Annotated in this window: 22 protein-coding genes and 1 pseudogene; 10 read left to right on the forward strand and 13 right to left on the reverse strand. The window is 47.5% G+C overall.

Annotated elements, in window-relative coordinates; all coding sequences use genetic code 11:
- Positions 1-80: 80 nt before the first annotated feature.
- Complete coding sequence (locus tag GM30_RS08770; protein ID WP_049848298.1) at positions 81-2207, reverse strand: hypothetical protein; 2127 nt, start codon at positions 2205-2207, stop codon at positions 81-83.
- Positions 2200-6183, reverse strand: coding sequence for a hypothetical protein (locus tag GM30_RS08775; protein WP_049848299.1), 3984 nt, complete (start codon positions 6181-6183; stop codon positions 2200-2202). The genes GM30_RS08770 and GM30_RS08775 overlap by 8 nt, the downstream gene beginning before the upstream one ends.
- Positions 6184-6525: 342 nt before the next feature.
- Here GM30_RS08775 and GM30_RS27130 point away from each other — a divergent pair, with 342 nt between their 5' ends.
- Positions 6526-6720 (forward strand): hypothetical protein, encoded by a 195-nt coding sequence (locus tag GM30_RS27130; protein ID WP_155483951.1) that lies wholly within the window; start codon positions 6526-6528, stop codon positions 6718-6720.
- Positions 6721-6734: 14 nt separating this feature from the next.
- Here GM30_RS27130 and GM30_RS08780 read toward each other — a convergent pair whose 3' ends face one another.
- The 4 genes from GM30_RS08780 to GM30_RS08795 are packed head-to-tail and all read right to left on the reverse strand — an operon-like array spanning position 6735 to position 9714.
- A complete protein-coding gene (locus tag GM30_RS08780) occupies positions 6735-7511 on the reverse strand; it encodes an SDR family NAD(P)-dependent oxidoreductase (protein WP_049848300.1) in 777 nt (258 codons plus the stop codon).
- Positions 7512-7549: 38 nt separating this feature from the next.
- Positions 7550-8338 carry an inositol monophosphatase family protein gene (locus tag GM30_RS08785; RefSeq protein WP_049848301.1) on the reverse strand — a complete coding sequence of 263 codons (789 nt, stop codon included), beginning with the start codon at positions 8336-8338 and terminating at the stop codon, positions 7550-7552.
- 27 nt (positions 8339-8365) lie between these two features.
- Positions 8366-8785 (reverse strand): RbsD/FucU family protein, encoded by a 420-nt coding sequence (locus GM30_RS08790; protein ID WP_049848302.1) that lies wholly within the window; start codon positions 8783-8785, stop codon positions 8366-8368.
- Positions 8786-8796: 11 nt separating this feature from the next.
- Complete coding sequence (locus tag GM30_RS08795) at positions 8797-9714, reverse strand: ROK family protein (RefSeq protein WP_049848303.1); 918 nt, start codon at positions 9712-9714, stop codon at positions 8797-8799.
- A 696-nt stretch (positions 9715-10410) separates the two neighbouring features.
- Between GM30_RS08795 and GM30_RS08800 the strand changes: the two genes are divergently transcribed.
- Positions 10411-11349 carry an ROK family protein gene (locus GM30_RS08800; protein WP_476690762.1) on the forward strand — a complete coding sequence of 313 codons (939 nt, stop codon included), beginning with the start codon at positions 10411-10413 and terminating at the stop codon, positions 11347-11349.
- Between the two features lie 52 nt (positions 11350-11401).
- On the opposite strand, the gene GM30_RS08805 is transcribed toward GM30_RS08800, so the two are convergent.
- Positions 11402-13081: an SgrR family transcriptional regulator gene (locus GM30_RS08805; RefSeq protein WP_049848305.1), complete on the reverse strand. Its 1680-nt coding sequence runs from the start codon at positions 13079-13081 to the stop codon at positions 11402-11404.
- A 281-nt stretch (positions 13082-13362) separates the two neighbouring features.
- On the opposite strand from GM30_RS08805, the pseudogene ptsG reads away from it, so the two are divergent.
- The 4 genes and pseudogenes from ptsG to GM30_RS08825 all read left to right on the forward strand — a co-directional run bounded on the left by ptsG (position 13363) and on the right by GM30_RS08825 (position 17668).
- A pseudogene (gene ptsG / locus GM30_RS08810) lies at positions 13363-14890 on the forward strand (glucose-specific PTS transporter subunit IIBC).
- A gap of 76 nt (positions 14891-14966) precedes the next feature.
- A complete protein-coding gene (locus GM30_RS08815) occupies positions 14967-16040 on the forward strand; it encodes a Gfo/Idh/MocA family protein (protein WP_155483952.1) in 1074 nt (357 codons plus the stop codon).
- Entirely contained in the window at positions 16037-16867 is an 831-nt protein-coding gene (locus tag GM30_RS08820; protein WP_202967002.1) for a sugar phosphate isomerase/epimerase family protein, read from the forward strand. Before GM30_RS08815 ends, GM30_RS08820 begins: the two co-directional genes overlap by 4 nt.
- Before the next feature lie 9 nt (positions 16868-16876).
- Positions 16877-17668 (forward strand): alpha/beta fold hydrolase, encoded by a 792-nt coding sequence (locus GM30_RS08825; protein WP_049848308.1) that lies wholly within the window; start codon positions 16877-16879, stop codon positions 17666-17668.
- Between the two features lie 59 nt (positions 17669-17727).
- Here GM30_RS08825 and GM30_RS08830 read toward each other — a convergent pair whose 3' ends face one another.
- The 3 genes from GM30_RS08830 to GM30_RS08840 all read right to left on the reverse strand — a co-directional run bounded on the left by GM30_RS08830 (position 17728) and on the right by GM30_RS08840 (position 19794).
- Positions 17728-18243: an SDR family NAD(P)-dependent oxidoreductase gene (locus GM30_RS08830; protein WP_202967003.1), complete on the reverse strand. Its 516-nt coding sequence runs from the start codon at positions 18241-18243 to the stop codon at positions 17728-17730.
- 216 nt (positions 18244-18459) lie between these two features.
- Positions 18460-18702: an SDR family oxidoreductase gene (locus GM30_RS27580; RefSeq protein ID WP_202967006.1), complete on the reverse strand. Its 243-nt coding sequence runs from the start codon at positions 18700-18702 to the stop codon at positions 18460-18462.
- Positions 18703-18906: 204 nt separating this feature from the next.
- Entirely contained in the window at positions 18907-19794 is an 888-nt protein-coding gene (locus GM30_RS08840) for a LysR substrate-binding domain-containing protein (protein WP_049848310.1), read from the reverse strand.
- A gap of 101 nt (positions 19795-19895) precedes the next feature.
- Between GM30_RS08840 and GM30_RS08845 the strand changes: the two genes are divergently transcribed.
- Both GM30_RS08845 and yajD read left to right on the forward strand, forming a co-directional pair.
- Positions 19896-20657 (forward strand): sulfite exporter TauE/SafE family protein, encoded by a 762-nt coding sequence (locus GM30_RS08845; RefSeq protein ID WP_049848311.1) that lies wholly within the window; start codon positions 19896-19898, stop codon positions 20655-20657.
- Between the two features lie 82 nt (positions 20658-20739).
- Positions 20740-21087, forward strand: a complete 348-nt coding sequence (gene yajD, locus GM30_RS08850; protein ID WP_049848312.1) for an HNH nuclease YajD — start codon at positions 20740-20742, stop codon at positions 21085-21087.
- Positions 21088-21239: 152 nt separating this feature from the next.
- Here yajD and GM30_RS08855 read toward each other — a convergent pair whose 3' ends face one another.
- The 3 genes from GM30_RS08855 to GM30_RS08865 form a co-directional block, all read right to left on the reverse strand.
- Positions 21240-21776, reverse strand: a complete 537-nt coding sequence (locus GM30_RS08855; RefSeq protein ID WP_049848313.1) for a dihydrofolate reductase family protein — start codon at positions 21774-21776, stop codon at positions 21240-21242.
- A gap of 212 nt (positions 21777-21988) precedes the next feature.
- Entirely contained in the window at positions 21989-23035 is a 1047-nt protein-coding gene (locus tag GM30_RS08860; protein ID WP_049848314.1) for a bifunctional transcriptional activator/DNA repair enzyme AdaA, read from the reverse strand.
- Positions 23019-23795, reverse strand: coding sequence for an isocitrate lyase/PEP mutase family protein (locus GM30_RS08865; RefSeq protein WP_049848315.1), 777 nt, complete (start codon positions 23793-23795; stop codon positions 23019-23021). Before GM30_RS08865 ends, GM30_RS08860 begins: the two co-directional genes overlap by 17 nt.
- Positions 23796-24427: 632 nt before the next feature.
- Between GM30_RS08865 and GM30_RS08870 the strand changes: the two genes are divergently transcribed.
- A complete protein-coding gene (locus GM30_RS08870) occupies positions 24428-25147 on the forward strand; it encodes a GntR family transcriptional regulator (protein ID WP_124965917.1) in 720 nt (239 codons plus the stop codon).
- A 182-nt stretch (positions 25148-25329) separates the two neighbouring features.
- On the forward strand, positions 25330-26307 hold the full coding sequence (fraB, locus tag GM30_RS08875) for a 6-phosphofructose-aspartate deglycase (RefSeq protein ID WP_155483953.1): 978 nt from the start codon (positions 25330-25332) through the stop codon (positions 26305-26307).
- Positions 26308-26356: the final 49 nt, after the last annotated feature.

Consider the following 26356-nt stretch of genomic DNA (forward strand, 5'->3'; position numbering starts at 1 on the left):
TCAATACTACCAGACTTAAAAATGATCAGGCCATAGCACATGGCCTGATCAAGAATAACCCACGTTAAACGCTGATAAAATTAGTTATGCAGCATCAGACGCGATATTTTTTCCAGAAGAGATGTCTGACTGACTTCATTATAACGGGTGGTATCGTAAGTTAAAGTTCGCAACAGTAATTCAGTTGCTGGTTGCGTCATCACATCAGCCTCTTTACCGTCAAATGTTGTCGCCACCAGATTATAAACTAAGGTTGCCCTGTCCATAATCTGGTTGGGCTGGTTACTTTTAGTACAAAAAAGTAATGCTTCATTACCTCGTTTTTCAATAAAGAGTTGTTGATACTGGCTGACAGCATGACTTTTAGGTTTTGGCGTTAAATAGTAAGGCAAACATGTTTTATCCGCTGCACCAAATTTATTAATTTTATCATGATTCTCTTCTGCTACCTGAAGAGAACAACGCTCTGCAGAACCTAATAATCTCGGAATACGAACAGTATTGTATCGCTTAATCACAACCTGATTTATTGTATCAACAAGATAGAAATTATCATCCCGTAATTTATCAATACAGTTGATATTCATCCCTGGAACATTATTACGAAAATCGATCTCATCGGTATACATTTTCGGCTCTGCGATGTTCATTACGCCATGACTGAATATTACGGGCGTAGCAACGCCATAAAAATCATTCCCTCTTCTGTTTCCGGAAGAGGAACACCGAATTGAGACAAGAATATACTCGCCATCGTTAATGCTAAAACCGGTAAGTCTCTTTCTCACCAGCACAGCTTCTTTTAGCCAGAGTTCGCTGCGGATCATTTCCAACTTAGCGACCGACACAGGATTAAGAACTTTTTTAACCACCTGGGTAATAGGATCTTTTTTATTCTGCTCTATGGCTTCAATATTACATCCCTGAAAGACTCGCTGATGATTTTTCTCAAAATCAAGGATAAAATCCACTTTTAGCCTTGAATAATAATCTAACAGATCTTTTTTACCTGCTTTTGCCTCATTCAGTGCCTGCCAGGTAGAGTTTAAAAAGGTATCTTCACCAAGGGAAATGCTGGACCCATTTATTTTTTTGGACTGATTCAGTACCAGATAGTTAACATCTTTATCAAGATCAATAAGTTCCCGAGGTGAAATTATATCTACTGCATCTAATTCTTTTTTCAGATATTGAATAAATCGCTGATGCGCCTCTGGATCTTCTCCACTATTAATATTATCTATAATAACTAACGGACGCTGAAGTATTTTAGCATCGGTCGTTAAAAAGTTTGACTGACAGTGGGTTGCACAAAAAACACGTGGTGAAAAAGTTATGTCAGCCTGAGACAGGATATCACCGAGCACGCTCTGAACCAGATTTTCTGCATGATTTTTGCAGCCAGAATAAGTTTTACTGACAAAACGCATATAGGGCATTTTCCGGTATTTTCTGCCATCTACTTTTTCGAGCAACTGCAATGATTTTTTACCTTTAATCATAATCCGGCCATAATCGCTGAGTACACCAAGCTCTTCCGCTTTTGCTCTGAAGCAGATCCCTTTCAGGGTAAAGGTGAGGTCACCATAATCCGGGCTGTAAAAGAGGTCACTTTGCAATGCATCGACGTAATAGTTTCCTCTCTTGTCTGGTTCTTCTTTTTGTACGACGGCACCCAGAAAAACTTCGCTATTATAGGCCCCATGACTCACCTCAAAATACTTCCCGGCATTCTCTAAAAAATGTAGTTTCAGGCGCAACCCGAGCACAGTTTGAGCAATTTTATATTGATCAAAGCCCTTAATTTTTAGTTCATTAACCCATTGATGATACGGACGGGCATCAGGTGACAGAAACATCACAAGATAGCTGTTTGCTTTTCTTAACGTTTGATACTGGAAATCTCTGTTATTCTTCACGTCTAGTTTTAAGGATAATATATTTTGAATCTCTCTGTGCAATTCAATAAAAAAATCATCCCATTTCATTGTGTATTCTTTTACCTTGTTGATACAGATTGCATCAATTCCCCAACCATTTGCCGAGGGTAATTGCAGAAGTTTTTCCAACATTACATCTGCAGTATCATGGATATCAAAGAGCTGTGTTCGTGCTTTAGGTGCATAATCTGAAGGCTGAAGCCCCCATTCGGCAGCCATCACAACATCCGTTTCATTATGCTGTTGACTTTCAGTTACATCAGTCATAATTCACTCCTAAAAGATTAAGTAAGTATTGATTTATTCTTAATTCTGATTTTATTTTTGCGTCATAAGGATTTTTGCCATTAACTTTTTCATAAGATGAAATATTTTTAAAAAGGTTATAATAACAGACGCCCTTATGGTTAGAATGTTCGGCACGAATGTTGAGGCTGTTTAAAGCATATCGGGTATTAAGATAAACAACATCAACACCATCAAACTGTGTTTTTGCTGTAACGATTTTCTGCAACTCACTGACTTTCCCCAAGGAGTTATTATGCATTTTTTTTGCTAATTGGCGGTTATTTCCTTGCATTCGCCAGTTTTTTACATCGATCGCAACAATACGGTTCTTGTTAATGCAATACACATCAAACAATTCATAACAATGGCTATCCAGATAGTGTGATAGCTCTTGTGGTGGAATGGGCGTAATATTCATTTCCTGGAGCACAAGGTGTAATTGCCATTCACCAATATTGCCAATTAGAAGTGGCATCAATGAAGGAATGGGAATGTATTGTTGTAAAGGCGTGGCATCTAATCCCAGAATCTTCGCAAAAATACGCTGTTCAGTTCCGGATGACTCTTCAGCCATGGCTTCATGATATTGGGGTAAACAATATTCCGGTTTGTATGGATTTGCTCCAACTGAAATGTCTGTTAATCCATAACCATCTAAGGTTTTAGCCAGTATTACATTTTTCCAATCAGCAGTACGCTCCAGATAAAAATGGCTTACACAGTCGCTAAGGTAAGCATTTTTCTTAATAATCGCGTTGCGTTTAAGACGCTTTATATATGACTGAGGATCGGTAAAACTGTCCCAGTGACGTAATGCTTCATTTAACTCAATTGCATCTCGATCTCCTTGTCTTGCCAGCGGCAGAATTTTATTTTTCAGTTCAGCTTCAAAGTCGCTATACATATCTATTGCTTTAGCAACTTTATTTTCAAATTCGCTACGTTGACTATCGGAAGAAAAACTGGCTTTTAATAAATCCTCTTTTGAGCGTTTGAACCATAGGTAGTTATGCAGACTCAGGGAAGCAAGTAACGATTGTGCATTTGGGTGACGATCCAAATCCCGAAAAACACACAATGCATTATGATGAACACCAGAAGGTAAACGAATAATCCCATTCATTTGGGCATCGCGCCGTTCTGTACGGCCAATAGTTTGCATTGCTATTTTATGAAGCTCGACGGTATGTTCAGTATTCAGCAATTGGGCCGCATCAGAATCAACTAGATCCGTATCAAAATCACCAACCTGACGAGGCACACTTCCATGAGCATAATGCTTGAGTAAGGTAATATAATTTTCCAGCGTGTTTCGAGATGGAGTTGCATTAATCTGACTCCAGTAGCTACCGCAGACCATTGCTAGTTCATCAAAGTCAATTTGCTCTGAATCTGCTCCTGCGGGTTCTGGCGGTGCCGGATAAGTGACATAATAATTAAGCCCTGTCCCGGCCCCCTGGAAATGGGAAACCATGCATATTGCTAAATTTTGGTGATCAATTTGCAGATAGTCTCTTACCGGATCTTCCCGGTTGAGTTTTGAATCAAACATGACGACACGCAATCTATGCCGCTCAGCAAAAGGGGTGATTTCAAATACACGAGGTAAATCATTCCCCCGACGTGTTTCATTGTCAAGAATGGCAACCCCACGATAGGGATTTGAACTTAACTTATTGGCACGAAGAAAATTCCCTATAATCGCAAAAAAACGGCTACTGATCCCGATACATAAAATGTGCCGACCAGCATAAGCTGCAAGTAACATACACTGTAACTGGCGATGAAATTCTCGTTTATGATAGCGATTAAACTGAACTGCTGTAGAGTATGGTTCAAGCATTTTGAGCCAGAAACGATATGCATTCCTGAACTCAGGCTCCTCGTTTTGTGGTAAAAACTCTAGTTCCTGATCGTCAAATATCTCCAGTGCTACAGGACGATGAAGGTTTCTGTTGTCACGGATCGCCGACAGGGGCGAGGCAGAATCAACATCCCGCTGCCTAATGCGATAGTTCAAGTCACGGGCGTATTTATCCAGAAACGGGCGGCTGTATTGCCCATTATACGTTGCAGGAAATCCTGCTGTAGCAGACAGTAAAATAATAGTATTACGTGTATTATAAAGCACACGTAATAATGCTATTTCGGGTAACTCCTTAATTAACTCCATCCGAAATTTGAGTAATACCCAACCCCTCAGTTGTTCAGCCTCAATTCTTACCTGTTCACGTGGCGAAAGGGAAAACAATGTCTTGGGTTGAAAATAGGTAAAAAAGTCATCTATCAACTGTTCTTTCTGAGGCTCACTGGAAGATAAATGATCTATATCTCCTTTAATACTTTGGGCTTTACGAATGAAAACTGATAATGGGTTATTCTGATTTGCCATCTCCTGCTGTGCCAGCAAATCGCAGACATGTTTGGGTGTTTCCAACCGGGCAGAGGCTAATAATAGAGCAGTCAGTGTCTGATACAGTTCATATAAGTTAAATTCATCTGGAACTTTTTTGTCATCTTCAGAAATATAGACTTCAGTGTATGAATGACGCCCGTGACTACGTAAATGAATACGACGAAGATCTGACTCACGGTAAAATCGCTGAATCTGATAACTGAAAATATTACCAATTAACGCGATAACCTGCTCAGCATTACGACTATCGACGACGATATCAAGCAAACTATTTCTAAAGAGTCTGGTCAGCTTCTTAAGATCGAAATCAGGTCGTAAATCACATTGTAATAAGGCTTTGTTGATCTCATCGACATAATTTTTCAGAGGGGTATACCCTGGTGCTCTTTCATCTGAAGAACATTCATCCACATATTCCAGTACACGATGTAAAATTGCCAGTAACGAAGGAAGCTGCTGATCGTCGTTCATTAATGTCTGGCAAACATTCTGCTGGAAGATACGGTAGGCTTCGTGCTCTTCGTCCAGAACTAATGTGAAACGGATATCACGTTGTGCAAAAGGTGAGTCTTCGTCGGTTATCCAATATTGCTCTTTTAAGCTATCAATTCGCTTTGGATTAGTCTGGTTAGCAATCTCGCCTAATGGATTTACTTTGAGGCTTTTTTTCTGGCCCAGAACGTGGTCCAGTTGTTGTGAACTCCGGTGATAGTCGCCTTCTTTATCGCGTTTCAGTAACAGCACACTGCCATCGAACTTTTTCGTTGTAGCCAGCAGGATACATCGGCAATACAGTGCAATCTGAAATGGGAAAAGATGTTTAACCATTTCCGTAGCCAGTGCATATCGAGGATTAGTTGCTTCCCCATCAAGTAAAACCGCCAGATCCTGATTCAAGGCATTAAGCATCGCCACCGTCGCTTCCTGTAAGCGACCTGCTAAATGAAAACTATTGAGACGTAACTCATCCTCCAGACGTTTTTGTTCAAACGTTGCCCCTACTTTAATCTCTGTTTCCAGACGTACTTCCAAACTATTACGCGCATCAACTTCCGCTTTCAGGCGTTGAAAAATAAGCTGAATTTCACCCGACATCAATTCGTTGGCTTGCTTGATCCAGCGACGATAACGTTCCCGGTTTGTAGGTGTTTTCCCTTCAGGAGATTTGACCCATGACGTAAAACCAAGATCTGCGATATCCCCTTGCGAAAGATAAGGTAACAATTCAATCTTCTTATCTCGGGCGCGAGCGATGAGTTGTTCCGGGATGTCAATTTGTGATTTCAAGGGTGTGATAAACACCAGATTACGATGATTATTGCCAGAGTTGATTGCTGGATTTACGCTTTCGATGTATTGAGCGAAAACGTTATAGCTTTTACCGCTCGCCGTACCATCCTGGGATTGAATCAGTAGTGGTGTATCTGCTTCGGTAAAAGCGTAAAACGTACCGGCTTGTTTTCTTGCTGCGGTAATGGCTTCTCTGACACTTTGTGGTAATGGAAGATGTCGAATGTTGTGATTTTGTTCGGATTGCATGTCTTCAATTCCTTCTGGCACAACTGCATTTTGAAAATCGGGTATGGACGTATTAACGCACCAAACACAGCGTTAGAGGGCTATGTGAAATACTCGCTGAGACGGCTTGTATTCGAAAAGTGTACGGGCACTTATTATGCTACGCCCAATCGCAACCGTTATGGTAGTTAAGTGCGTATTTTACCTGACATTATGCAAACGTCAGAAACTTAATCTCATATTTTTATATGGTTAAAAATTCATGTCTGCTGCTGATTGATTTGCTTCGAATTGGTTCATAGCTCACCGCTGAGATACGTCTGGATATGCGGGCAAATATGGTATAGATGATATGCTGGTTCATTGTACTTGGCTTGCTCGACGGAAGGAAAAGTCAGTAGTAAAAAGGTGGTCATTCTGGTGGTCTTGACAACCAAGAAATTTTACTTTAGCTTACTGATCAGCCAGTTAATGGCTAAGGCGATCCCAGTCAGAGGAGCCAGATTCAGAGAAGCCCGCTTAAGGAAACTTAAGCGGGCTTTTTGTTGTTGCTCCTGAACGCTCCTCGAGGTTCAGACAAGAGTCCATCCGCCATCTATCGCCAATACTGCGCCCGTGATCATGGCCGACGCGGGAGAGGAAAGAAAGACTACCGGGGCCGCAATATCTTCAGTCTCGGCAACTCTTCCGAGAGGAATGCGTCCAATCAACGAGGCTAATACTGCCGGATCGTTGAGCCAATGCTGCGTACTGTCAGTGCGCGTGAACGTCGGCGCGACCGCATTTACCCGGATATGGTATTGCGCCCATTCCGCGGCCAGGCATTTGGTCATATGGATCATGGCCGCTTTCGTCATGCAATAAACTGGCTCACCCGGCAACGCGACGATACCTGCCTGGGAAGCAATGTTTATAATGGTTCCACCGCCCTGTGCCTTCATAATATGGGCAACGGCTTGAGAGGCAAAAAATGCGCCCTTAACGTTCAGGGAAAACATTTCATCAAAATCGTCAGCGGTCACTTCCAGCGCAGCCGCAGGATGACTGAGTCCGGCATTATTCACCAGTATGTCTATCTTCCCACCGGATAACGCAGCAACCTGGCTAATCGCTTCAGTAACAGAAGTCAGTGACAACATGTCCATTTCAACGGCAAAGGTTCGGATACCCTGTTGCTGCATCTCTGCGGCCAGCGTATTGCCCTCGGAGAGGTTCCGGCATGCCAGGGCAACAGACGCGCCGGCTTTTCCGAGCGCAATTGCACATGCTTTGCCGATCCCACGATTTGCCCCGGTGACCAGGGCAGTACGACCTGCCAGTGAAAAAGCGTGGCTGTGTATTTCTGACATAAGATAACGCCCTTATACAGGATCCCGCCGGTTATGCGTTAATGCCCCAGCATCATACTTTCTTCGATGATATTTCGTAGCTGCGGTGTACAGGCGATGATTTCATTACCTCGCTGTAAACATTCCGGCGTCAGGAAAGGGTTAGTCCAGCCGCCGCTTTCCTGTACGATCAAGGCAGCCGCTGCTGCATCCCATGCGTTGATATGCAATTCACAGTAAGCATCCTGCCTTCCCATGGCGACGTAGACCAGCCCAAGCGCCCCCGAACCGCACCGTTTTACGCTTGCACCCAGTTCGTTGAATCTGGCATGGACTCGTGCATAACCGTCAAAAGGCACCCGCGAAGACCAGCCTAATTCAATGACGGACTCTTCGATTTTAGCGATCTCGCTTACTTTAATGGGGCGATTATTAAGCCTTGCGCCGCCTCCACGTATGGCGGTGAAAAGCTCATCCGCCATGGGGTCATAAACGATCCCAATCTCGGTATTCCCACGCAGGACAAAGGCAATGGAGACACAAAAATACGGAACGCCTCTGGCGAAATCTGCGGTTCCATCAATAGGATCAACGACCCAAAGTTTGTCATCTATGTCACCGCCATATTCTTCACCTAAGAACGCATCATCAGGGAATACGTCTGCCAGACGTCTTGCAATGAGTTGTTCTACTTCACCATCGGTTTCCGTTAAATAATCCTGCGGGCCTTTGAATTTTAATTTCAGGACATTATCGCGTTCCAGAAAACGCGTCCGGACAAGCATGCCCGCTTCTCTTGCCGTAGCACAAGCGGCCAGGAAGCGTAAGTTGATCTCAGTTTTGTTCATGTCGGATCCTGCTTTTTGCGACGGTATTTATAAAACACCCTTGCGAACCAGTATATTACCATATACGCGCGCTTCCCCGGTCACCACAATAACGGCGGATCGTGCGGCGCGTAACTTGAAGTTCGAAGTGGTGAGGGAATCAACCTGAATATCATGATAATGCTTTGCAAATACAGTGATAAAATCTTGCATAACAGGAAGTATTTCATCAGGGTGATCGGTTTTTTGCATCCTGACAACTGCTTCCCCTTTTTTATCAACCGGAAATACCGTCAGGATAGCATCCAGTAACGCAGGTGCATTTACCCCTTCGTAACGAATCACTTCAGGACCGGCTGTCGCTGCCGCATAATTTCTGTCAACAATGGCGATATCTTCCCCATGACCCATTGCACACAATACGTAGAGTAATTCCGGTCCTAATAAAGGATTGATATTTTTAAGCATAATACCTCCTGTTATCTGTTGAATATCGCTGCGCCATACAATACGCTTTTCCAGCCATGTTTCGCCCACCGTATTTCTTGCGAAATATGTCCCGCAGCGAAAGGGTTACCCAGGGTAAGCAATGATTCCAGCCGTTCTGTAGGGTAATTTTTCATCGAGACAACACCGCCACCCAGAATCACCACCGCCGGGGACAATAGTGCGATGGCGCTTTCTATTACTTGTGCCTGGTGATGGATAAAAGCATCAAGTTCGGAGGATAAGTGGGTATCGCTATGACGGATAGCGAATATGTCATCAACAGGCTGTTTGTATTTTGCGGCAATGGCGACCAGTGCCCGACCCGACGCGTAATCTTCGACATTCAGCTGACGGCCAGAATCACCATAAGATGAATCGTTAAAAACCGGCATATGGCCTATTTCCAGAGCCCAGCCATCGCCACGGAACGGTTGCCCATTAATCAGCATTGCTGCACCGATCCCTGTGCCAAAAAAAATACCCAGCACGGGGCGTTCCTGTAATGTCGGCTCATGACTGCATTCACCCATTAGCGCCAGAACAGAATCTCTTTCCAGTGTGACGGGAATATTAAGCCGCCTGACAAGCTCTGTCTTTAGCCGTATTCCCGACATTTCAGGGATATTGGGCAGATGCAGAACAAGATCGCTATCTTTAGCCAGAAAACCGGGTACGGTGACGACAATCACATCAGGTGTTATTCCTGTTTCGCTTATAACGCGTTTTATTTCATTGACCAGGCAGGATATGGAATCTCTGGTACGTAACTGGAGAGTTGCGATGATATGTGAGAATGATAAAGGAAGGCCCTGTTTCAGGTAGCCAAATTTGACATGTGTACCACCAATATCAATCACTAATATATGGTGACCTACTGATTTGTGTGATGTTATTGATGGTCGAGTCATAGCACCCCCCGGAGAAAATAATCGGCTGCTGTTACGGTAAAAATCGCTGTATATCGCTTGAACCTTATACGTATAATCACATTGCCATTTTGTTTTTACGCTAACACAACTTAAAAGTAAACCATAAAAAACCTTTAAAATCAGTTTGATATATGCATAAGGAATGCATGTGGAATGCATTTAAGATGCAATAAAAGGTATAACCTGATGACTAAACAACAGAAACTGCAGGCGGCGGTTGAGAAACTCGAAACCAGAAAAAAATCGGCACAGTTGCGGGCGCTTTTACCGGACATTGAAAAACGCATTGCGGCGGGGACGAGCATTGCCGATATCGCCCGGGCATTAAGCGACAATGGATTACCCATTACGCTGGCTACCCTCAAAAGTTATTTGTATCGGGCGCGCAAAGCGGCACGTCAGGGTGCCGTGGAGGGAAAAGAAGCTTTGCAAAATAATGACCCGGATAGCATGGCGACCCGCAGTTCTGGCATATCATCCCTGCTATATCAGACACCAGATTCTACTGACTCATTTCGTAATATCAATACGGTTCGTAGCCTCCATCAACTCAGGCGGGGAGGGATTTTCTCCCGTGCCGATCTGTCCCGAATACTGGGTTTAACGCGCGCGACAGTAGGCCGGGCGATCAATGAACTGATCGCCGCCGGGCTGGTACTGGAAACGGATTTACACATGGAGAAAGGGCGCCCCGGGAGGCCAGGGGCCGGTATTCGAATTAATCCTCAGGGAGCTTATGCCATCGGTATTGATATTTCCAGCAGTGCATTGACGGGTATTTTGATTGGCCTTGGGATGCAGGTGATTGAAAGGATAACAGTGCCCATAGAATCATTAAGAAGCGATCTCCTGCAAATGATCGACCTTATTGCACAACTTCCAGCGCGTTTGCTCTCGTTATCTGGCGTATCGTCTCAACAGCTTCAGGGGGTCTGCGTATCGGTGCCGGGTCTTATCGATAAAACAGGTCGGGTTGTTATTGCGCCTTTCCTGCACTGGCGTGATGTCCCACTTCAGACACTGCTTTCTGCCCGCCAGGAGCTGGTATGGCCGGTTATTGTCTGTAACGATGCCGTCGCTTTTGCCAATGCTGAACAATCTCGCTTAAATAAAACCGATGTCAAAAATATGCTTCTTATTCTGCTCGCCGAAGGGCTTGGCGGTGCCGTCATACAACAGGGACAAATCGTTAAAGGCGCCCACGGATTTGCGGGTGAATTCGGTCATATGATCATGTCTGACAAGGTTTCAGAGGCATCAGAAGCGGCATTTGAAATGCTGGCGGGCTATCAGCGCTTTAGCCCCTGGTTGCCTGGTAAAGCCACTATCGAGGAGCAGATGGCATGGATGGCTGACCCCGGTAATATCAAGGAGATTCCCCAGTTCCCGCAAATTCTCGATAAATGGGCTGAGGCATTATCTGCCGGTTTACTTAACTTGATCTATTTATTCGACCCTGAAGAAATCATCCTCGGTGGGCCCTTAAGCAGTTTGTATCCCTTAATTGAATCTCAGGTTCAGGTGATGCTGAAAGACAATATACTTTATGGCTACCAAATTCCGCCGATACATATTACTCAATACGGTGCGGATGGTGCGGCTANTATTGAGTAAATTATTCTCGCTGCCCGCAATGTAATAGCGAAAGCGTAGACGATCTGTTGTTTTAATCCGACCATAGCTGACTGAAATCAGGCCAGCCGAGCGTATTGAGATCGCGCCAGCTGAAGGATTTTTCGCTTTTCAGCTCCAGCCAGTGGTGGAACAAGGGAATCAGCCATCGCTGGTGGGTTAACGTGCTAAAAAACGTTTCGATCCCGTTTTTATTGTCTGTAATATCGGCGTTCATCAAGTCCGCCTGCAGCTGTTGATAAGCACTGGCGTAGTGCTCCGGTAGTTTTTTAAACACCGGGTCCGGAGAAAGCCAGTCAAGAAAAGCGTGGGAAGAAATATTATCGACCATAAAATTAGTGAGCCATAAATCAGCGCTGATATTTTTCATAGTTGAAAATTCGGAAAAGGGCGGTGCCAACACGTCGACATGGTAATTATGCCGCTTAAGGATCATGGCGATGGCATTTGATAATTTTACCAGTTCAGGCTGCTGGTAAGTGGCGATCACGATTTTGCGGTTAACGACATAGGGCGAGGCAATCGTGCCAAAATCGACACATTTATGATTCCACTCCGGCAACATGCCCTGTGCCAGTGACAATATATTGCCGTATTCTTCCGGTAAATCGCTATTGTCTAATATTTCAATAGGTTGTAGCGCTTTGTTAATGAATTTGCGTGATTCTGCTGAAGCAAACGCGCCCTGACTATCAACCAATAAAAAGCAACAACCATGTTCAAGCTTGCGCTCTTTGAAGGTGTCGGCATTACTCTTTTCTTCATCGTGAAGGACAGGAATAAAGCTCATGCTGATACTTTTCGGAGCCCAGGTAAATATAGCAATTTCACTGAGCATTGGTCTTGCCTGATGATAATGGGGGTTGCGCCGCAGCGTTAAAAAACCTTCCTCATTACTTGCCACGAAGAAAGGTCCGGTACATTTCATTATGTCATTCTGTCGGTCAAAAATCAGAGCAGGCTGCGTCGCCAGTAAAAAATCCATGTGTTTAACTGGCGCATGGTTTTTTATCATAATTCGATAATCACCCTCCACCTCGATTGTGTTAATCAGCTGAAATAGCGATATAAACCAGGGTGCAGCTCGCGCCAGCTCCAGGCATTTTTTGACATCATGGGATTTCACCGCCGTCCCATCGGAAAACATCGACGTAGGCTTTAAAAAAAACTCCCATTGTGTGTAATCCGCGTTATGGCTCCAGTAATGGGCGAGGTCAGGAACAATTTCCATCCGTACTGGATCGTAACGGGCTAATCCGCTAAGACACTGACGCAGCAGGTGCCGCTCTGTGCGGCGCAGCGGCTTTAACGGATTCAGTTCATCAAGATTACGATAATAGGGAATGCGAACCTTGGTTTCGCTCCCATCCCCGGACGCCCCAAATTTGTACTGAATGATCCTTTCCAGCAGATGTTTTTCAGTGCCGATAAACTTCAGCACTTTGCCCACGTCCTGACGGGCCAGTAATTCATTAACGCTCTGATTAAAAAGCGAGTCTGGCGTGACCAGCAATCGTAATGATGAACTGTTTCCACGCCCGCGCTTAGCCTGCCAGACCAGCCATTCGTTCTCACGCATGCGGTTGAGCATATTACGCGTATTACGAATTGAGCAGCCAAACAGATCCGATATTTCCGCCATCTGTACATGTGCTGACTGATTAACCCCGTAGCGGGCGTGAAGTTTGCGGAAATACCCTTCCAGAATTGTCATTGTGTTGGCCGTCTAAAAGCAGTGCGGTTCCTGTTTTAGCAGAGATTTTGCGCGGTAGTCTGTGATGATGCTCAAAATTATTCCCGTTTTGCATTAAAACAGGAAGTCTTTTTTCTTAAAAACGACTGTTTTTTATTAACCAAATCCAAACATATTCTGTTTATGCAATGTAGCGATTTTATTTGCTATCTGCCGGTTATAAACAGGTATTCCCTACATCAGCAGGATCGGTTGTTCACCCAGGCTGAATAAAAAAATAATCCAACTTCAGGATTTTATTTATGTCTAAATTCAATATATTACAAAAGTTACAGGCCATCGGTCGCTCACTCATGATCCCCATTGCTATCCTGCCTGCAGCGGGGATTTTGTTAGCGTTCGGCACCAGTTTTCAGGATCCCAATATCGTCGCATCACTGCCTTTTCTGGATGCGCCATGGCTTGTTCATACACTTAAAATGATGTCTGAAGCGGGTGGGGTCATTTTTGCAAACCTGCCGCTTTTATTTGCCGTGGGCGTGGCCGTTGGATTATCCAACGATCAGGGTATTGCCGGGCTTTCCGCCATTGCGGGTTTCCTGATCATGAACGTCACCATCGGTCAGTTTCTGGGCATCACGCCTGAAGCCGTCGCCACGAACCGTGACTATTCCCTGGTGCTGGGCATCCCCTCTTTGCAGACCGGGGTATTTGGTGGCATCGTCATGGGGATCCTCGCCGCCGCCATGTACAAAAAGTACTATCGCATTTCATTACCATCGTGGCTCGAGTTCTTCTCCGGTAAGCGCTTTGTGCCCATTATCACTTCCTTTATCGCCCTGTTTATCGGCATCATCATGGCGCTGATATGGCCTTCCGTGCAGCATGCCATCAATGGTCTTTCTAACCTGATGCTGGGTCAGGGACAGGGATTCTCAGCCTTCTTGTTTGGCTTCATTGAACGTTTACTGATCCCGTTTGGTTTAAACCATGTCTGGTGGCCAACCTTCTGGCTGCAGTTTGGTGAATATGTGAATAAAGCGGGGCAGGTTGTTCATGGCGATCAATTGATCTTTTTTGCCCAGTTGAAAGATCAGGTACCCATCACTGCCGGCACCTTTATGGCAGGCTTAACCCCGATCAAATTGTTCTGCGTTCCGGCTATTGCGCTGGCGATCTACCGCTGTGCAGATGAGAAAAATAAACGACGGGTGAAAGGCATTATGCTTTCCGGTGCCATTACTTCCATTGTGTGCGGCATTACTGAGCCGGTTGAATTTTCCTTCCTCTTTGTGGCGCCGGTGTTATACGGCATCCACGCTTTCCTGGCCGGGATCGTTTTCCTGCTGATGCAGCAATTGCAGGTGCATATCGGCCTCTCATTCTCGGGCGGCCTTATCGACTTCCTCTTCTTCGGAATTATGCCTAAAGAGACCAACTGGCTGATGGTCTTCCCGGTGGGGATCGCCATGGCGGTGGTTTACTACTTCCTGTTTAGCGTTGCCATTCGCCGCTGGAACCTGCTCACGCCGGGCCGTGAGCAGGATGAAGCAGAAAACCCGGAAACGACCGCCGACGGGGCTAACGATCTGGTTGCCGGCATTATTGCCGCCTATGGCGGGTTTAGCGAATATGACTGCTATTGAAGCCTGCATGTCGCGACTGCGTATTGATGTCCTGGATAAGAGTCTGGTGAATAAAGACGTACTGAAAAAACTGGGCGCGGCCGGAATTGTTGAGGTCGGTGCCAATATCCAGAGCGTTTTCGGAATGAAATCCGATCGCCTGAAAGAGGAAATTCGGGCGCTGAAAATACAACAGGTCAATTGATGACCCATGACTTCGGGATACGCGTCTTCGTATCCCTGTTGTTGAATTTACATGTTAACTGTCTAAGGAAATAATAATGTCTACTGAGCAACGTAAACTCCGTGTCGGGGTGCTTGGCTGCGGGCCAATTTCACAAGCAGCCCATTTTGAATCCTGTACGAAGGCCAGTAATGCTGAACTTTACGCCATTTGCGATAGTGCGGATGACCTGCGTGAACGCATGGCGGCCATGTGGGCACCGAAAGTCGCCTGTGCCGACTATCAGGCCATGCTCGACGATGAAAAGGTGGACGCGGTAATCATTGCCACCACGGACGCATTCCATGTGCAACTGGCGCTAATGGCGCTGAAAGCAGGAAAGCACGTGCTGTGCGAGAAACCGCTCGGCATCACCGTTGAAGAGTGCGAAGAACTGGTGCAGGCGGTAAACGCTTCCGGCTGTGTTTTCCAGGTCGCGCATATGAAACGTTTTGATGGCGGTATTCAGGCTGCGCACGACTTTATTACCCATGATATGGGCGACCTGGTGGCGTACAAAGGCTGGTATTGCGACAACAGTCATCGTTATACCGTGACGGACGCGGTACAGCCCAAAATGATCACCAGCGCAGCAAAACGCAAACCCGCGGTTGACCCCAAATCTGACCTTCAGCGCTATTACATGCTGGCCCACGGCAGCCATCTGGTGGACACCGCCAGCTATCTGGCTGGCGAAATCACCGAAGTGGAAGCACGCTTTATCCATCGCGGGGGTGTGCACTGCTGGTTCATGGATGTCGCGTTTGCCAACGGCACACTCGGCCATCTCGACCTGAGCGTCGGCGTTCGCATGGACTGGCATGAAGGATTCCAGATTTACGGCGAGAACGGCAGCATACTCGGCAAAACGTACAATCCATGGCTGTTCAAATCGAGCGATGTCGATATCTTCCATGAAAATGGTGCGGTCTGGAGCCGCCCGCTGGCGGCCGATGGTCACTTCTATCGTCGCCAGGTAGAGGCATTTGCCAGCACGATTCTGAATAACTCGCCGATCGCCGGTACCACGGTGGAAGAGGGTCTCTATATTGTGAAAACGATGGCGGCCATTGGTGAGTCCGTGCGCACCGGCCGTGCTGTGACCGTGGCCAGCACAAGAGGAGCGGTATGATGCATAAGGGGATCTTTTCCAAAACCTTCGCTACCTCGAATGTGGATGACAACTTTCGCACCCTCAAATCGCTTGGCTACGATGCGACACAGTTCAACTTTGCCAGCGCGGGTCTGCCTTCGCTGCCCGCGGTGATTGCGGATGAGAAAATTGAAGAGATTGCAGCTGCGGCCAGAAAGCATGGTGTAAAAATTGAAGCGATCTCCGCGACATTCAATATGACCCACCCGGATCAGACCGTGATTGATAAAGGCATGGCGTCTCTGAATGTCATTTGTGAGGCGGCAGCACGTCTGAATTGCCCACTGGTCACCTTATGTACCGGGACGCTGGATGCGGAGGATCAATGGCGTTTTCACCCCGATAACAATACGCCGCAGGCCTGGCAAAAAATCTGCGAAACAATGACCCACGCGCTACAGATTGCCAGCAAATATGGCGTATCACTGGGTATTGAACCAGAGCTGGCCAATATCGTGAACAATGCGGAAAAAGCACGCCAGCTGATTGATGAAATGAAAAGCGACTTCCTGAAAGTCATTTTTGATCCCGCAAATTTGTTCGAAGTGGCGACCATCATCGAGCAGCACCGCATTGTGAAAAGGGCACTTGATTTACTGGCAGATGATATCGCCATTGCGCATGCGAAAGACCGCAACTCTGATGGTTCGTTTGCCACCGCGGGGAAGGGAGTGCTCGATTATCACTTCTATTTGAAACAGCTTAAAGCGTCCGGGTTTGATGGCTGCATCATCACGCACGGTCTTGCGGACAGCGAAGCGCAGGAGGTGTCACGGATGCTGGATAATCATCTGAACATTCTTTAAGGGGCGGTTATGTTGAAGACATTCACACGTCATAACCTCACGCTACGCTATTACGACAGTGGCGGTGAAGGCCCTCTGCTAATTTTTCAGCACGGACTGACCGGCGATCATGGTCAGACAACCAGCACATTTGTTGCGTCTGGCTATCGTCTGATCACGCTCGATTGCCGGGGACATGGCCAGTCGGATCTCGGCGAGCCTGAGGATGTGAGCATCAGGACCTTTGCCAGCGATCTGCTGGCATTAATGGACACCCTGAATATTGAAAAAGCCGCGATGGCGGGAATTTCGATGGGGGCCGCCATTGTTGCGTACATTGCCAGCGTACATCCGGAGCGGGTGACATCGCTGACCCTGGTTCGCCCGGCGTGGCACGACAAACGCAGCCCGCTCAATATGAACATATATAGCGTACTGGCAGATTACCTGACGCTATATGGTGCTGATGAAGGTAAAAAAGCGTTTGAACAATCGGCGACATTTCAGACTATTTTGTTTCAGTCACAGGATAACGCCAACTCGCTGCTCAATACCTTTGCCATGCCGGTGGAAAAAACGCTGCACTTACTCCGGCGGATTGCCTGCTGCGAGCCCGGTTTTGATGCCGGAGCAGTGAAAGCCGCAGGTATTCCGCTAAAAGTGATTGGTACCACCCGTGACGTGATCCACCCGCTCGAAATAGCAAAAGCGATTGCCCTGGATTTAGGTTTACCGCAGGTCTTTGAGGTTTATCCCAAATCATTGAATAAGGAAAAGCATATCGCTGAGGTCACGGAGATCGTTATCAGTAATATTGCCTGATGTAGTTTAAGGGGTAACTCACGATTACCCCTTCTTTATTTCATTGCCTGAATGACAACTCAGGCCGTAAACCCTCCATTCACATCAATCACCGCGCCAGTAATGAACGCGGCATCCGGTCCGGCAAGGAACACGATCGCGGCGGCGACCTCTTCAAGTTCGGCGAAGCGCGGGATAGCGTGTGATTCCATGATGATCGCCGGGAGTTTACCCTTCGACCCGGCGACCATGTCGGTATCCATCATTCCAGCCTGCACGACGTTAACGGTAATGCCGCGGGTGCCCAGGTCGCGCGCCGCGCCTTTACTGTAGCCGACAATGGCGGCTTTGCTGGCGGCGTAATCGGCGGTGCCGGGAAACGCGATGCGGGTGCCGAGGCCGGAGCCGATCGAAATGATGCGCCCACCGTCGGGCATCACTTTCACGGCGGCGCGGATATTAGCGATCACGCCCATCGTGTTAATGGCCCATTGCCTATCCATTACCGCGTTGTCAATGTCCGGCGCGTCGATGGTCTTGCCCTGCCAGGCCACAGCGGCGTTATTGACCAGAATGTCGAGCCGCCCGAGTTTCATGTACCAGCGACTCAGAAGCTCCCGGATCGCCCTGGTCGGCCTTAACCGCGATGGCGCGTACGCCTCTGGCTTTGAGCCCATCAACGACGGTCAGCGCCTTCGCTTCAGACGCGATATAGCTGATGGCGATATCCGCACCCTGATCGGCCAGCGCGGCAGCGGNCGGTGACGAGCGCGACTTTTCCGGCAAGATTCTTATTCATGGGGATTCCTTATTTACCAGGGCAAACGTTGATCGTCGAAGAAAAAGCCACCCGTCGGGCCGCCCTTATCAAGAACGGCATAACGGACGACAGTCCGCGCGCCGTCTTCGGCGCTCATGCTGGCCCGCTGACACCCCATGTCCGTTCGCAGCCAGCCGGGGTGGACCGCGTTAATTTTGACTGACGTGCCGCACAATTCTTCTGCGAGCAAAATCGTGAAGGCATTTAGTGCGGCCTTGGAGGTGTCGTAGCCCAGGGCGCGGACAGGGTAAACCGGTGAGTTCGGATCGGAGAGATGGGCGAGCGATCCACTTCACGGGTCACATCGAGTTTAATGGCCGACACGGAACGGCCCCCGGCCCGTAATTCAGATGCGACAGATTCGGCCTTTGATTTATCCCGCGCGACAATGATAAGGTCAGCGCCCAGCATGTTGAGCATACGCTACTGACCTGGCCGGTTACGCGTGCGGTGCAGCAAGACTGATGTAGTTGAGGATCCGCATATTCCTTTCATTGCTTCGGGTCACCAGAGCCATACACAGCTCAGCATCCTCATCGGCCAAAGGGATGAACCTCACCCCGCCGGGCCTGAGGCTGTCAACCGGTTTTGGGAGAACAGAAATGCCCACACCTGCCGCAACAAGCCCAATATGCGTCAATACCTCCGCCGCTTCCTGAACCACCGTCGGCGTGAATCCGGCCCGCTGACTGAGCCGTCTGACCCGTTCAGGGACGGCAGCGCCTGATTTTTCAGGGTAAAAGATAAAAGGCTCATGGCGCACATCTGCAAGGGTCAGCGAATCTTTTGCCGCTTCAGGATGGTCTTCTGGCAGGACAACACAGAGACGATCGTGTCTCAGGATGTGTATGTCCAGGCCATCCTGCGTGGTGTCGGGGGTAAGACGCACGTAGCCGATGTCGATGTCCTGATGGAGAAGGGCGTCAAATTGTTGCCGTGAGTACATCTCAAAGAGTGAGATCCTGACGTCAGGATAGCGGCGCCGGTAGGTTTTAAGCGGGTGGCTGAGTTCATCCACAAACAAACCGGTCGTGGTAAATCCTATCCGCAGCTCTCCCGTTTTCCCCTGCTCAATATCACGCAATTCAGACTGCAGAGCGCCGCTCATCCGTAATATTTCCTTCGCCTGAATGACGAGGTGTTCACCGGCTTCCGTCAGGGCTACGCTGCGCTTCGTTCGGTTAAAGAGCTTGACGCCCAACTCGCTTTCAAGGGACTGGATCTGCTGCGACAACGGAGGCTGGCCGATATTGAGTTTTTCTGCCGCGCGGGTGAAGTGCAGCTCTTCAGCGACAGTCAGAAAATAGCGGAGATGGCGGAATTCCACTTATATGTCCAGGTATATAAATCGATAGTTATTTATATATTGGACTGCCAGTTAACGCAATCCTACCATAGCCGCCGGGTATCATTCAGAAAGGAATATTCATGAGCCACGAGCTTTATATCCTGATCCCGGTGGCATTTATTGCGGGCATCATTAACGCGGCCGTCGGCGGGGGTGGATTGATCACCATTCCGACCTTCTATACCACGCTTCCCCACTTTACGCCTGCCCAAATCATGGGCATCGACAAACTCTCTTCGGTGATGGGACATCTGATGTCCGTCAGGCAGTTTATGACAAGGTTGCGGCTTCCCTGGAAACTGATCCTGCCCACGGCTGTAAGTGCGGTTGTCGGCGCGTATGTGGGGATCAGACTGCTGGACTTTATGCCATCCGCATGGATGCGCCCGGTGGTGATTATTGTGCTGGCGATGATGGTGGCTTACACCTGGTTCAAACCGCAGTTCGGGAACCATGACAACAGCCAGCCGCCTGGCCGGGCTGACCTGCTCAAGGGGATGTGTCTGGGGTTTGCTATTGGCTTTTATGACGGGTTTATTGGCCCGGGAACGGGAAGTTTTCTGCTGTTCCTGTTTATTCGTTTCTTTCATTTTGATTTTTTGCGCGCTACCGCCTGCGCCAAGGTCGTCAATTTTGGTACCAACTTCGCCACGTTATTTTTTCTCGTTCCGAACGGTCTTATTCATTATGAACTGGCCATTCCGTTAGGGATCGCGGCAATTAGTGGTTCTGTCATCGGCGTGCAGATTGCCCTCAAAGGGGGAAATCACTGGATACGCCGACTTTTCCTGCTGCTGGCCTGTACGCTGCTGATAAAACTGCTGTGGGAAACCCTTCACTGACCCGGCGCGCGGTACGGTTCTTCTTCTGCCGCTTTTTGCGATATAGTGTTCACTTATCTCTTTTTAACAGGTAGCACTGGCAATGGCTCTGATCCCAAAAAACTACGCGCGACTGGAAAGTGGTTATCGTGAGAAAGCATTAAAAATCTATCCCTGGGTATGCGGGCGTTGCTCGCGTGAGTTTGTTTATTCAAACCTCCGCGAATTAACGGTTCACCATATCGATCACGATCATACCAATAACCCGGAAGACGGTAGCAACTGGGAGCTGTTGTGCCTGTTTTGTCATGACCATGAACATTCGAAATACACAGAAGCCGACCAGTACGGCACAAGCGTGGTGGCGGGGGAGGATGCACAGAAAGATGTCGGTGCTGCGACCTATAATCCTTTTGCCGATTTAAAATCGATGTTGAATAAGAAGAAATAGTGACCGGGATGTCCGTTTCTGGTTCGAAGGGGTTAGGGTGAAGGCCAGCCAGCAGCGAGGAGCGTGGTCACTCCAGTTGAAGTAAAAAGTACCGCTGGCAGCAGGGCATAACTCTCGCTTTAGCGGAGGTCGCCGTTATGTTGATATGCAGTTTATGACGTCAGCCGATAGTGCGACTGCACCAGACCCGAAGGGAAGCTGCGGCTTGATATCAGAGTCAAATCTATATCCTCAGTCAGGGTTCCGAACAACGGTTTTCCCGAACCGAGCAGGACAGGAACGGTAGTAATAACGATATCGGCGACCAGACCTTCGCGCAGGAACGACTGTATTACCTGCCCGCCATCGATATAGACGCGATGCGCGTTCTGCTCCGTCAGGTCAGCAAGCACCTCTCCTGGCGCACGACATGAGAACTGCACTTTGCCCTTCAGCTTCTCAGGTACGGGGGTATCAGTTAGCTGTCGGGAGAGCACCAGCACGGGCCGATCATAAGGCCATTCGTCAAAGGTCAGCACCTTCTCATAGCTGCCTCGACCCATAACGATCCAATCTATGTCCGCGATGAATGCTGCATAGCCATGATCTTCTGTCGGGTCATCGCGCTTCAACAGCCAGTCGATATCGCCATCCTGCCGGGCAATATAACCATCAAGACTGACCGCGATAAAAACATGTGTGGTGACCATCACGTGCCCCGTATTCAGAAAGTAACATATCACAATGTTAGCAACTTCCGCTTTTGGCACAAGGCGGACAATTATAGGAGGCTCAGAGGTTGTGGTCTGCTTTGAGCGAAAAGCGGACCTTTAGTTGCAACAAACATTCAAAAGTCACAAGTACTACGACCTCATACAGAGCATTAAATTTTCCTGCTGCATTGGGGTGGGGTATCAGACCATTAAACATTGTTTCTCTCATGCTCAATGAGCCATTCTTTACGTGAAATACCACCACCGTAACCTGTCATCCCTCCATCTTTTCCAATTATCCTGTGACAGGGGATAACTATCGCAATCCGGTTTGCACCATTAGCCGCAGCGACGGCGCGTACAGCATTTGGCTTGTTAATTAGTAGTGAAATAGCCTGGTAGTGTGAGGTTTGTCCATATGGAACAGTACTCAACTCATGCCAGACGGAGTGTTGAAAATGACTACCCGGGGCATCTATAGAGAGATCAAACTGCCGGCGAGTTCCGGCAAAATATTCGCTGATTTCTTTTACTGTCTGCCGGGTATGGCTGTTTTCTCCTGTGACAATTCTGGCGTTAAGTAAACGCTGGATGTCTCGAAATTCCGTTTCTAACATCCGGCGATCGGTAAACTCCAGCAGGCAAACTCCCCGCTCCGTGGCACAGACAAACATTGGCCCCAGCGTAGTGGTAAACCGGTGAATGACAATCACCTGGGCTGACTGAGTTGGAGCTGCGCCAGTAAGTCGCTTGTAGGTATAACCAAACCCGCTCAGGGATTCATAGCCATTGTCCAGCGCAACGTCAGTTGCCGCTCGTCCGTTCTTCAACTCCTGCAAAGCAATGTTTACCCGCTGCATTCGCTGGAAAGCCTGAAAAGTGATGCCGTGATGCTGCAAAAACCAGCGTCGTACCCGTTCAGGGCTGATCCCATGCTGACGAAGCTCAGCGTCAGATACACGTGATTTAATATCGCGCTGGACAAGCGTAAGCGCCTGTTCAACAAACGATGGCGCGCTATGCGCATTTTCTGCGGGTCTGCAGACTTTACAGGGACGAAAGCCGGCCGCCAGGGCAGATTTGGCATCTTTATAAAACTCTACATTTTCACGTTTGGGCTTTCGTGCCCGACATACCGAAATGCAGAATACGCCAGTGGTTTTGACGCCGACAAAAAACACGCCAGTATATTCTGAAGCACGTTCAAGTAATGCCTGATACCAGATATCGCACAAACTCTTATCGATTACTTTCATCACCAAAAAGTCCTTCAAACGTCTGACGAGATTGGATCCCATGCATTAAATCAGTCAGCTTTGACTGAATGGCTGAATGCACAAAATTGCCCATTGAAATGCGGTTTACCCCGGCCAGTTTCAGCCTACCGAACGACGGAAGATCAGGCATACACATAACATTCAGAGGCAGACCCGTTGCCTCTGCAATGAGGCTTATCTCTTTCTCTGACGTCAGGCAGGGAACAAAAAGGCCGTCAGCACCGGCAGCTTTATAGTGCTGACCCCGTAATATCGTCTCCTGTAACGCGCTTTCATGCCTGAGCATGTAAGTGTCAGTCCGGATGTTCAGAAACAGGCTATAATTTTCGCTTCTCAGCGTATTGCATATTATTCTCAGACTACGAGAAAAATCAGATACATCGTCAAGTTGACGAACTCCGTTTATGACTCTGCTGTCTTCAAGGTTAACGCCTGATACACCTGACTGAGCAAGGCGTCTGAAATTGGTTATTATCTCTTCGGCTGAATCACCATATCCTGCCTCCATGTCAACACTCAATGGCAGGTTGCTGACAGCCCGGATACGGGTGACTATATAAAATAATTCATCAAACGGCATTCCCTGCCCGTCTTCATATCCCAGTGTGGACGCTATTGCTGCGCTGGACGTTCCCAGAGCCTGATAACCTGATTCTTGCGCTGCAACAGCACTCGTGGCATCCCAAACGTTAGCAATAAGAAGGGGGTCATGCTGGTTGTGGAGTTCTGCAAAGTTCATAGCCATATCCTCTCAATAGATTGAAAATGAATCTAAGCGTTCAGTACGAACGTCACAACCGAAATTCAGACGACCATTTTTTAGCGAGGTTAGCCAGACTTCTGGGCGGACCAAACCATAACCTTTAAAGGTCTGCTTATAACTTGCAAAGGTTAGGCTGTGTGCTCATCAGGTCTGCTTTGAGCGAGGAGCGGAAGTTCGCCCATAGTTGTATGACTGACATTGTCATTTATGGAGTCGGTCAATAACCGTTAGAATCACGAAGAGTGAGAGCCATAGTTAATACGGGTTGTGCTGTACTGACTGTTCAAACAGCTTGAATTCAAAGCATCCGTGTTTTGGAGATATAAGATAACGCATAAATTGAAAATTAACTATTTTTCAATTGGTTACCTTGACTTTCCGATTTCCTTCGCCGCTCCAGTTTCAACTCTCCAGCATTTCTGAGACCGAACCCATATTCTACATGGCGACTTCGTTATCGATGTGATGGGAAGACTAAATGTTCTCGCCAACCCCACAATCAATTTCATTTTCACCGCTTTTCGCTGTTATGGGTCTATGTCAGCGAGCAAATGTCAGGTAAATTGTTATAATACATGGCGGGTATTTTATAATACAAAGAGATACAAATAATGGAGCAGCCTGACAGCAAAAGCGCGAAGCCACTCTATAAACAGCTTGAAGCCTCCCTCAAAGAAGCTATTTTGTGTGGCGAATATCAACCTGGACAGCAGATCCCTACTGAAAATGAGCTAAGCGCACAATGGGAGGTCAGTAGGGTGACCGTGCGAAAAGCACTAGACGCATTAACGCGTGAAAATCTCCTGACCCGCGTGTCGGGTAAGGGAACATTTGTTTCCAGTGAAAAATTTCAGCGTAGTATGACAGGGATAATGAGTTTCACCGAGTTATGCCAGTCGCAGGGGCGACGGCCCGGTTCACGTACTATCAAATCAGTATTCGAGTCTATCGATGATGAAACACGATTCTTGCTGGGCATGACTGCCGAAGAAAAAGCCGTTGTCATCGAACGTATTCGCTATGCTGATGACGTTCCCGTCTCGCTGGAAACCGTCCAGATGCCACCACGCTTTGCCTTTCTGTTACAGGAAGAGCTTAATAATCAATCACTATATGAGTGCTTACGTGAGAAATACGGTTTGTGGTTTACCCACTCACGTAAAATGATCGAACTGGTTTATGCGAATTTTGAGGTTGCTCATTATCTTGGTGTGGCAGAGCGTCATCCTCTCATCCTCATTAAGAGTGAAATGATCGACAACAAAGGCGAGTTGTCCTGTGTCTCCAGGCAACTGATTGTTGGCGACAAAATTCGCTTCACGGTGTAGTTTTCACCTTTCAGCTAACAACAATCTGATTCATCCAAATCGGGATCTGCGTCGCGGATCCCGTTTTTTTTTGCTTTGCATCTTGAATAAATGTATCTAAATGTCATATAAAAACACCAACACATTACAAGTCATTTGTGGCGGCGGTGTTCGCCGGGTCAAAGTAAGAACCAGAGGGATGTATGATGAGTATGAAAGAAATTGTTAGCGACATTTTGGCCAGCCAGGGGGATAAAGGGGGAGTAAAATACGTTTATTACGTGGCCTGTGGTGGCTCTTATGCCGCGTTTTATCCGGCGAAAGCTTTTTTAGAGAAAGAGGCGAAAGGTCTTACCGTTGGCCTGTACAACAGCGGAGAATTCATTAACAACCTGCCATCGGCACTGGGAGAGAATGCGGTTGTTATCGTGGCTTCGCACAAAGGGAATACCCCGGAGACCATTAAGGCGGCTGAGCTTGCGCGTCAACATGGCGCGCCAGTTATTGGGTTAACATGGGTGATGGATTCACCATTAGTCGCCCATTGCGACTATGTGGAAAGTTACACTTTTGGCGATAACAAAGACATTGCTGAAGAAAAGACGATGAAAGGTTTGCTGAGCGCAGTCGAACTCTTGCAGCAGACTGAAGGCTATATTCATTACGATGACTTCCTTGACGGGGTAAGTAAAATTAACCGCATTGTCTATCGTGCATGTGAGCATGTCGCAGAGCGGGCTGTGTCATTTGCGCAGGAATATAAAGATGACAAGGTTATTTATACCGTCGCCAGTGGCGCCGGTTACGGCGCGGCATATCTTCAGAGTATCTGTATCTTTATGGAAATGCAGTGGATTCACTCAGCATGTATCCACAGCGGTGAGTTTTTCCATGGGCCTTTTGAGATTACTGATGCGAACACACCGTTTTTCTTCCAGTTATCTGAGGGTAGCGCCCGGCCTGTGGATGAGCGCGCTCTAAACTTCCTGAAAAAGTATGGCCGCCGGATTGAAGTTGTCGATGCGAAAGAATTAGGGTTATCTACTATCAAGACGACGGTGATAGATTATTTCAATCATTCTCTTTTTAATAACGTTTATCCTGTCTACAATCGCGCACTTGCAAGGGCTCGTCAGCACCCGTTGACCACGCGTCGCTATATGTGGAAAGTTGAGTATTAATAACCAGGGATTTTGAAAAAGCAGGGACGCTTTTTATTCTATATATAAA

Source organism: Trabulsiella odontotermitis, assembly GCF_001188485.1.
Classification (GTDB): Bacteria; Pseudomonadota; Gammaproteobacteria; order Enterobacterales; family Enterobacteriaceae; genus Trabulsiella; species Trabulsiella odontotermitis_A.

Bases quoted from the DNA above. Each gene is read 5' to 3' on its own strand.
- GM30_RS08770 (WP_049848298.1), bottom strand. From the start codon at position 2,207: ATGACTGATGTAACTGAAAGTCAACAGCATAATGAAACGGATGTTGTG.
- GM30_RS08775 (WP_049848299.1), bottom strand. From the start codon at position 6,183: ATGCAATCCGAACAAAATCACAACATTCGACATCTTCCATTACCACAA.
- GM30_RS08780 (WP_049848300.1), bottom strand. From the start codon at position 7,511: ATGTCAGAAATACACAGCCACGCTTTTTCACTGGCAGGTCGTACTGCC.
- GM30_RS08785 (WP_049848301.1), bottom strand. From the start codon at position 8,338: ATGAACAAAACTGAGATCAACTTACGCTTCCTGGCCGCTTGTGCTACG.
- GM30_RS08790 (WP_049848302.1), bottom strand. From the start codon at position 8,785: ATGCTTAAAAATATCAATCCTTTATTAGGACCGGAATTACTCTACGTA.
- GM30_RS08795 (WP_049848303.1), bottom strand. From the start codon at position 9,714: ATGACTCGACCATCAATAACATCACACAAATCAGTAGGTCACCATATA.
- GM30_RS08805 (WP_049848305.1), bottom strand. From the start codon at position 13,081: ATGACAATTCTGGAAGGGTATTTCCGCAAACTTCACGCCCGCTACGGG.
- GM30_RS08815 (WP_155483952.1), top strand. From the start codon at position 14,967: ATGTCTACTGAGCAACGTAAACTCCGTGTCGGGGTGCTTGGCTGCGGG.
- GM30_RS08820 (WP_202967002.1), top strand. From the start codon at position 16,037: ATGATGCATAAGGGGATCTTTTCCAAAACCTTCGCTACCTCGAATGTG.
- GM30_RS08825 (WP_049848308.1), top strand. From the start codon at position 16,877: ATGTTGAAGACATTCACACGTCATAACCTCACGCTACGCTATTACGAC.
- GM30_RS08830 (WP_202967003.1), bottom strand. From the start codon at position 18,243: ATGAAACTCGGGCGGCTCGACATTCTGGTCAATAACGCCGCTGTGGCC.
- GM30_RS08845 (WP_049848311.1), top strand. From the start codon at position 19,896: ATGAGCCACGAGCTTTATATCCTGATCCCGGTGGCATTTATTGCGGGC.
- yajD (WP_049848312.1), top strand. From the start codon at position 20,740: ATGGCTCTGATCCCAAAAAACTACGCGCGACTGGAAAGTGGTTATCGT.
- GM30_RS08855 (WP_049848313.1), bottom strand. From the start codon at position 21,776: ATGGTCACCACACATGTTTTTATCGCGGTCAGTCTTGATGGTTATATT.
- GM30_RS08860 (WP_049848314.1), bottom strand. From the start codon at position 23,035: ATGAAAGTAATCGATAAGAGTTTGTGCGATATCTGGTATCAGGCATTA.
- GM30_RS08865 (WP_049848315.1), bottom strand. From the start codon at position 23,795: ATGAACTTTGCAGAACTCCACAACCAGCATGACCCCCTTCTTATTGCT.
- fraB (WP_155483953.1), top strand. From the start codon at position 25,330: ATGATGAGTATGAAAGAAATTGTTAGCGACATTTTGGCCAGCCAGGGG.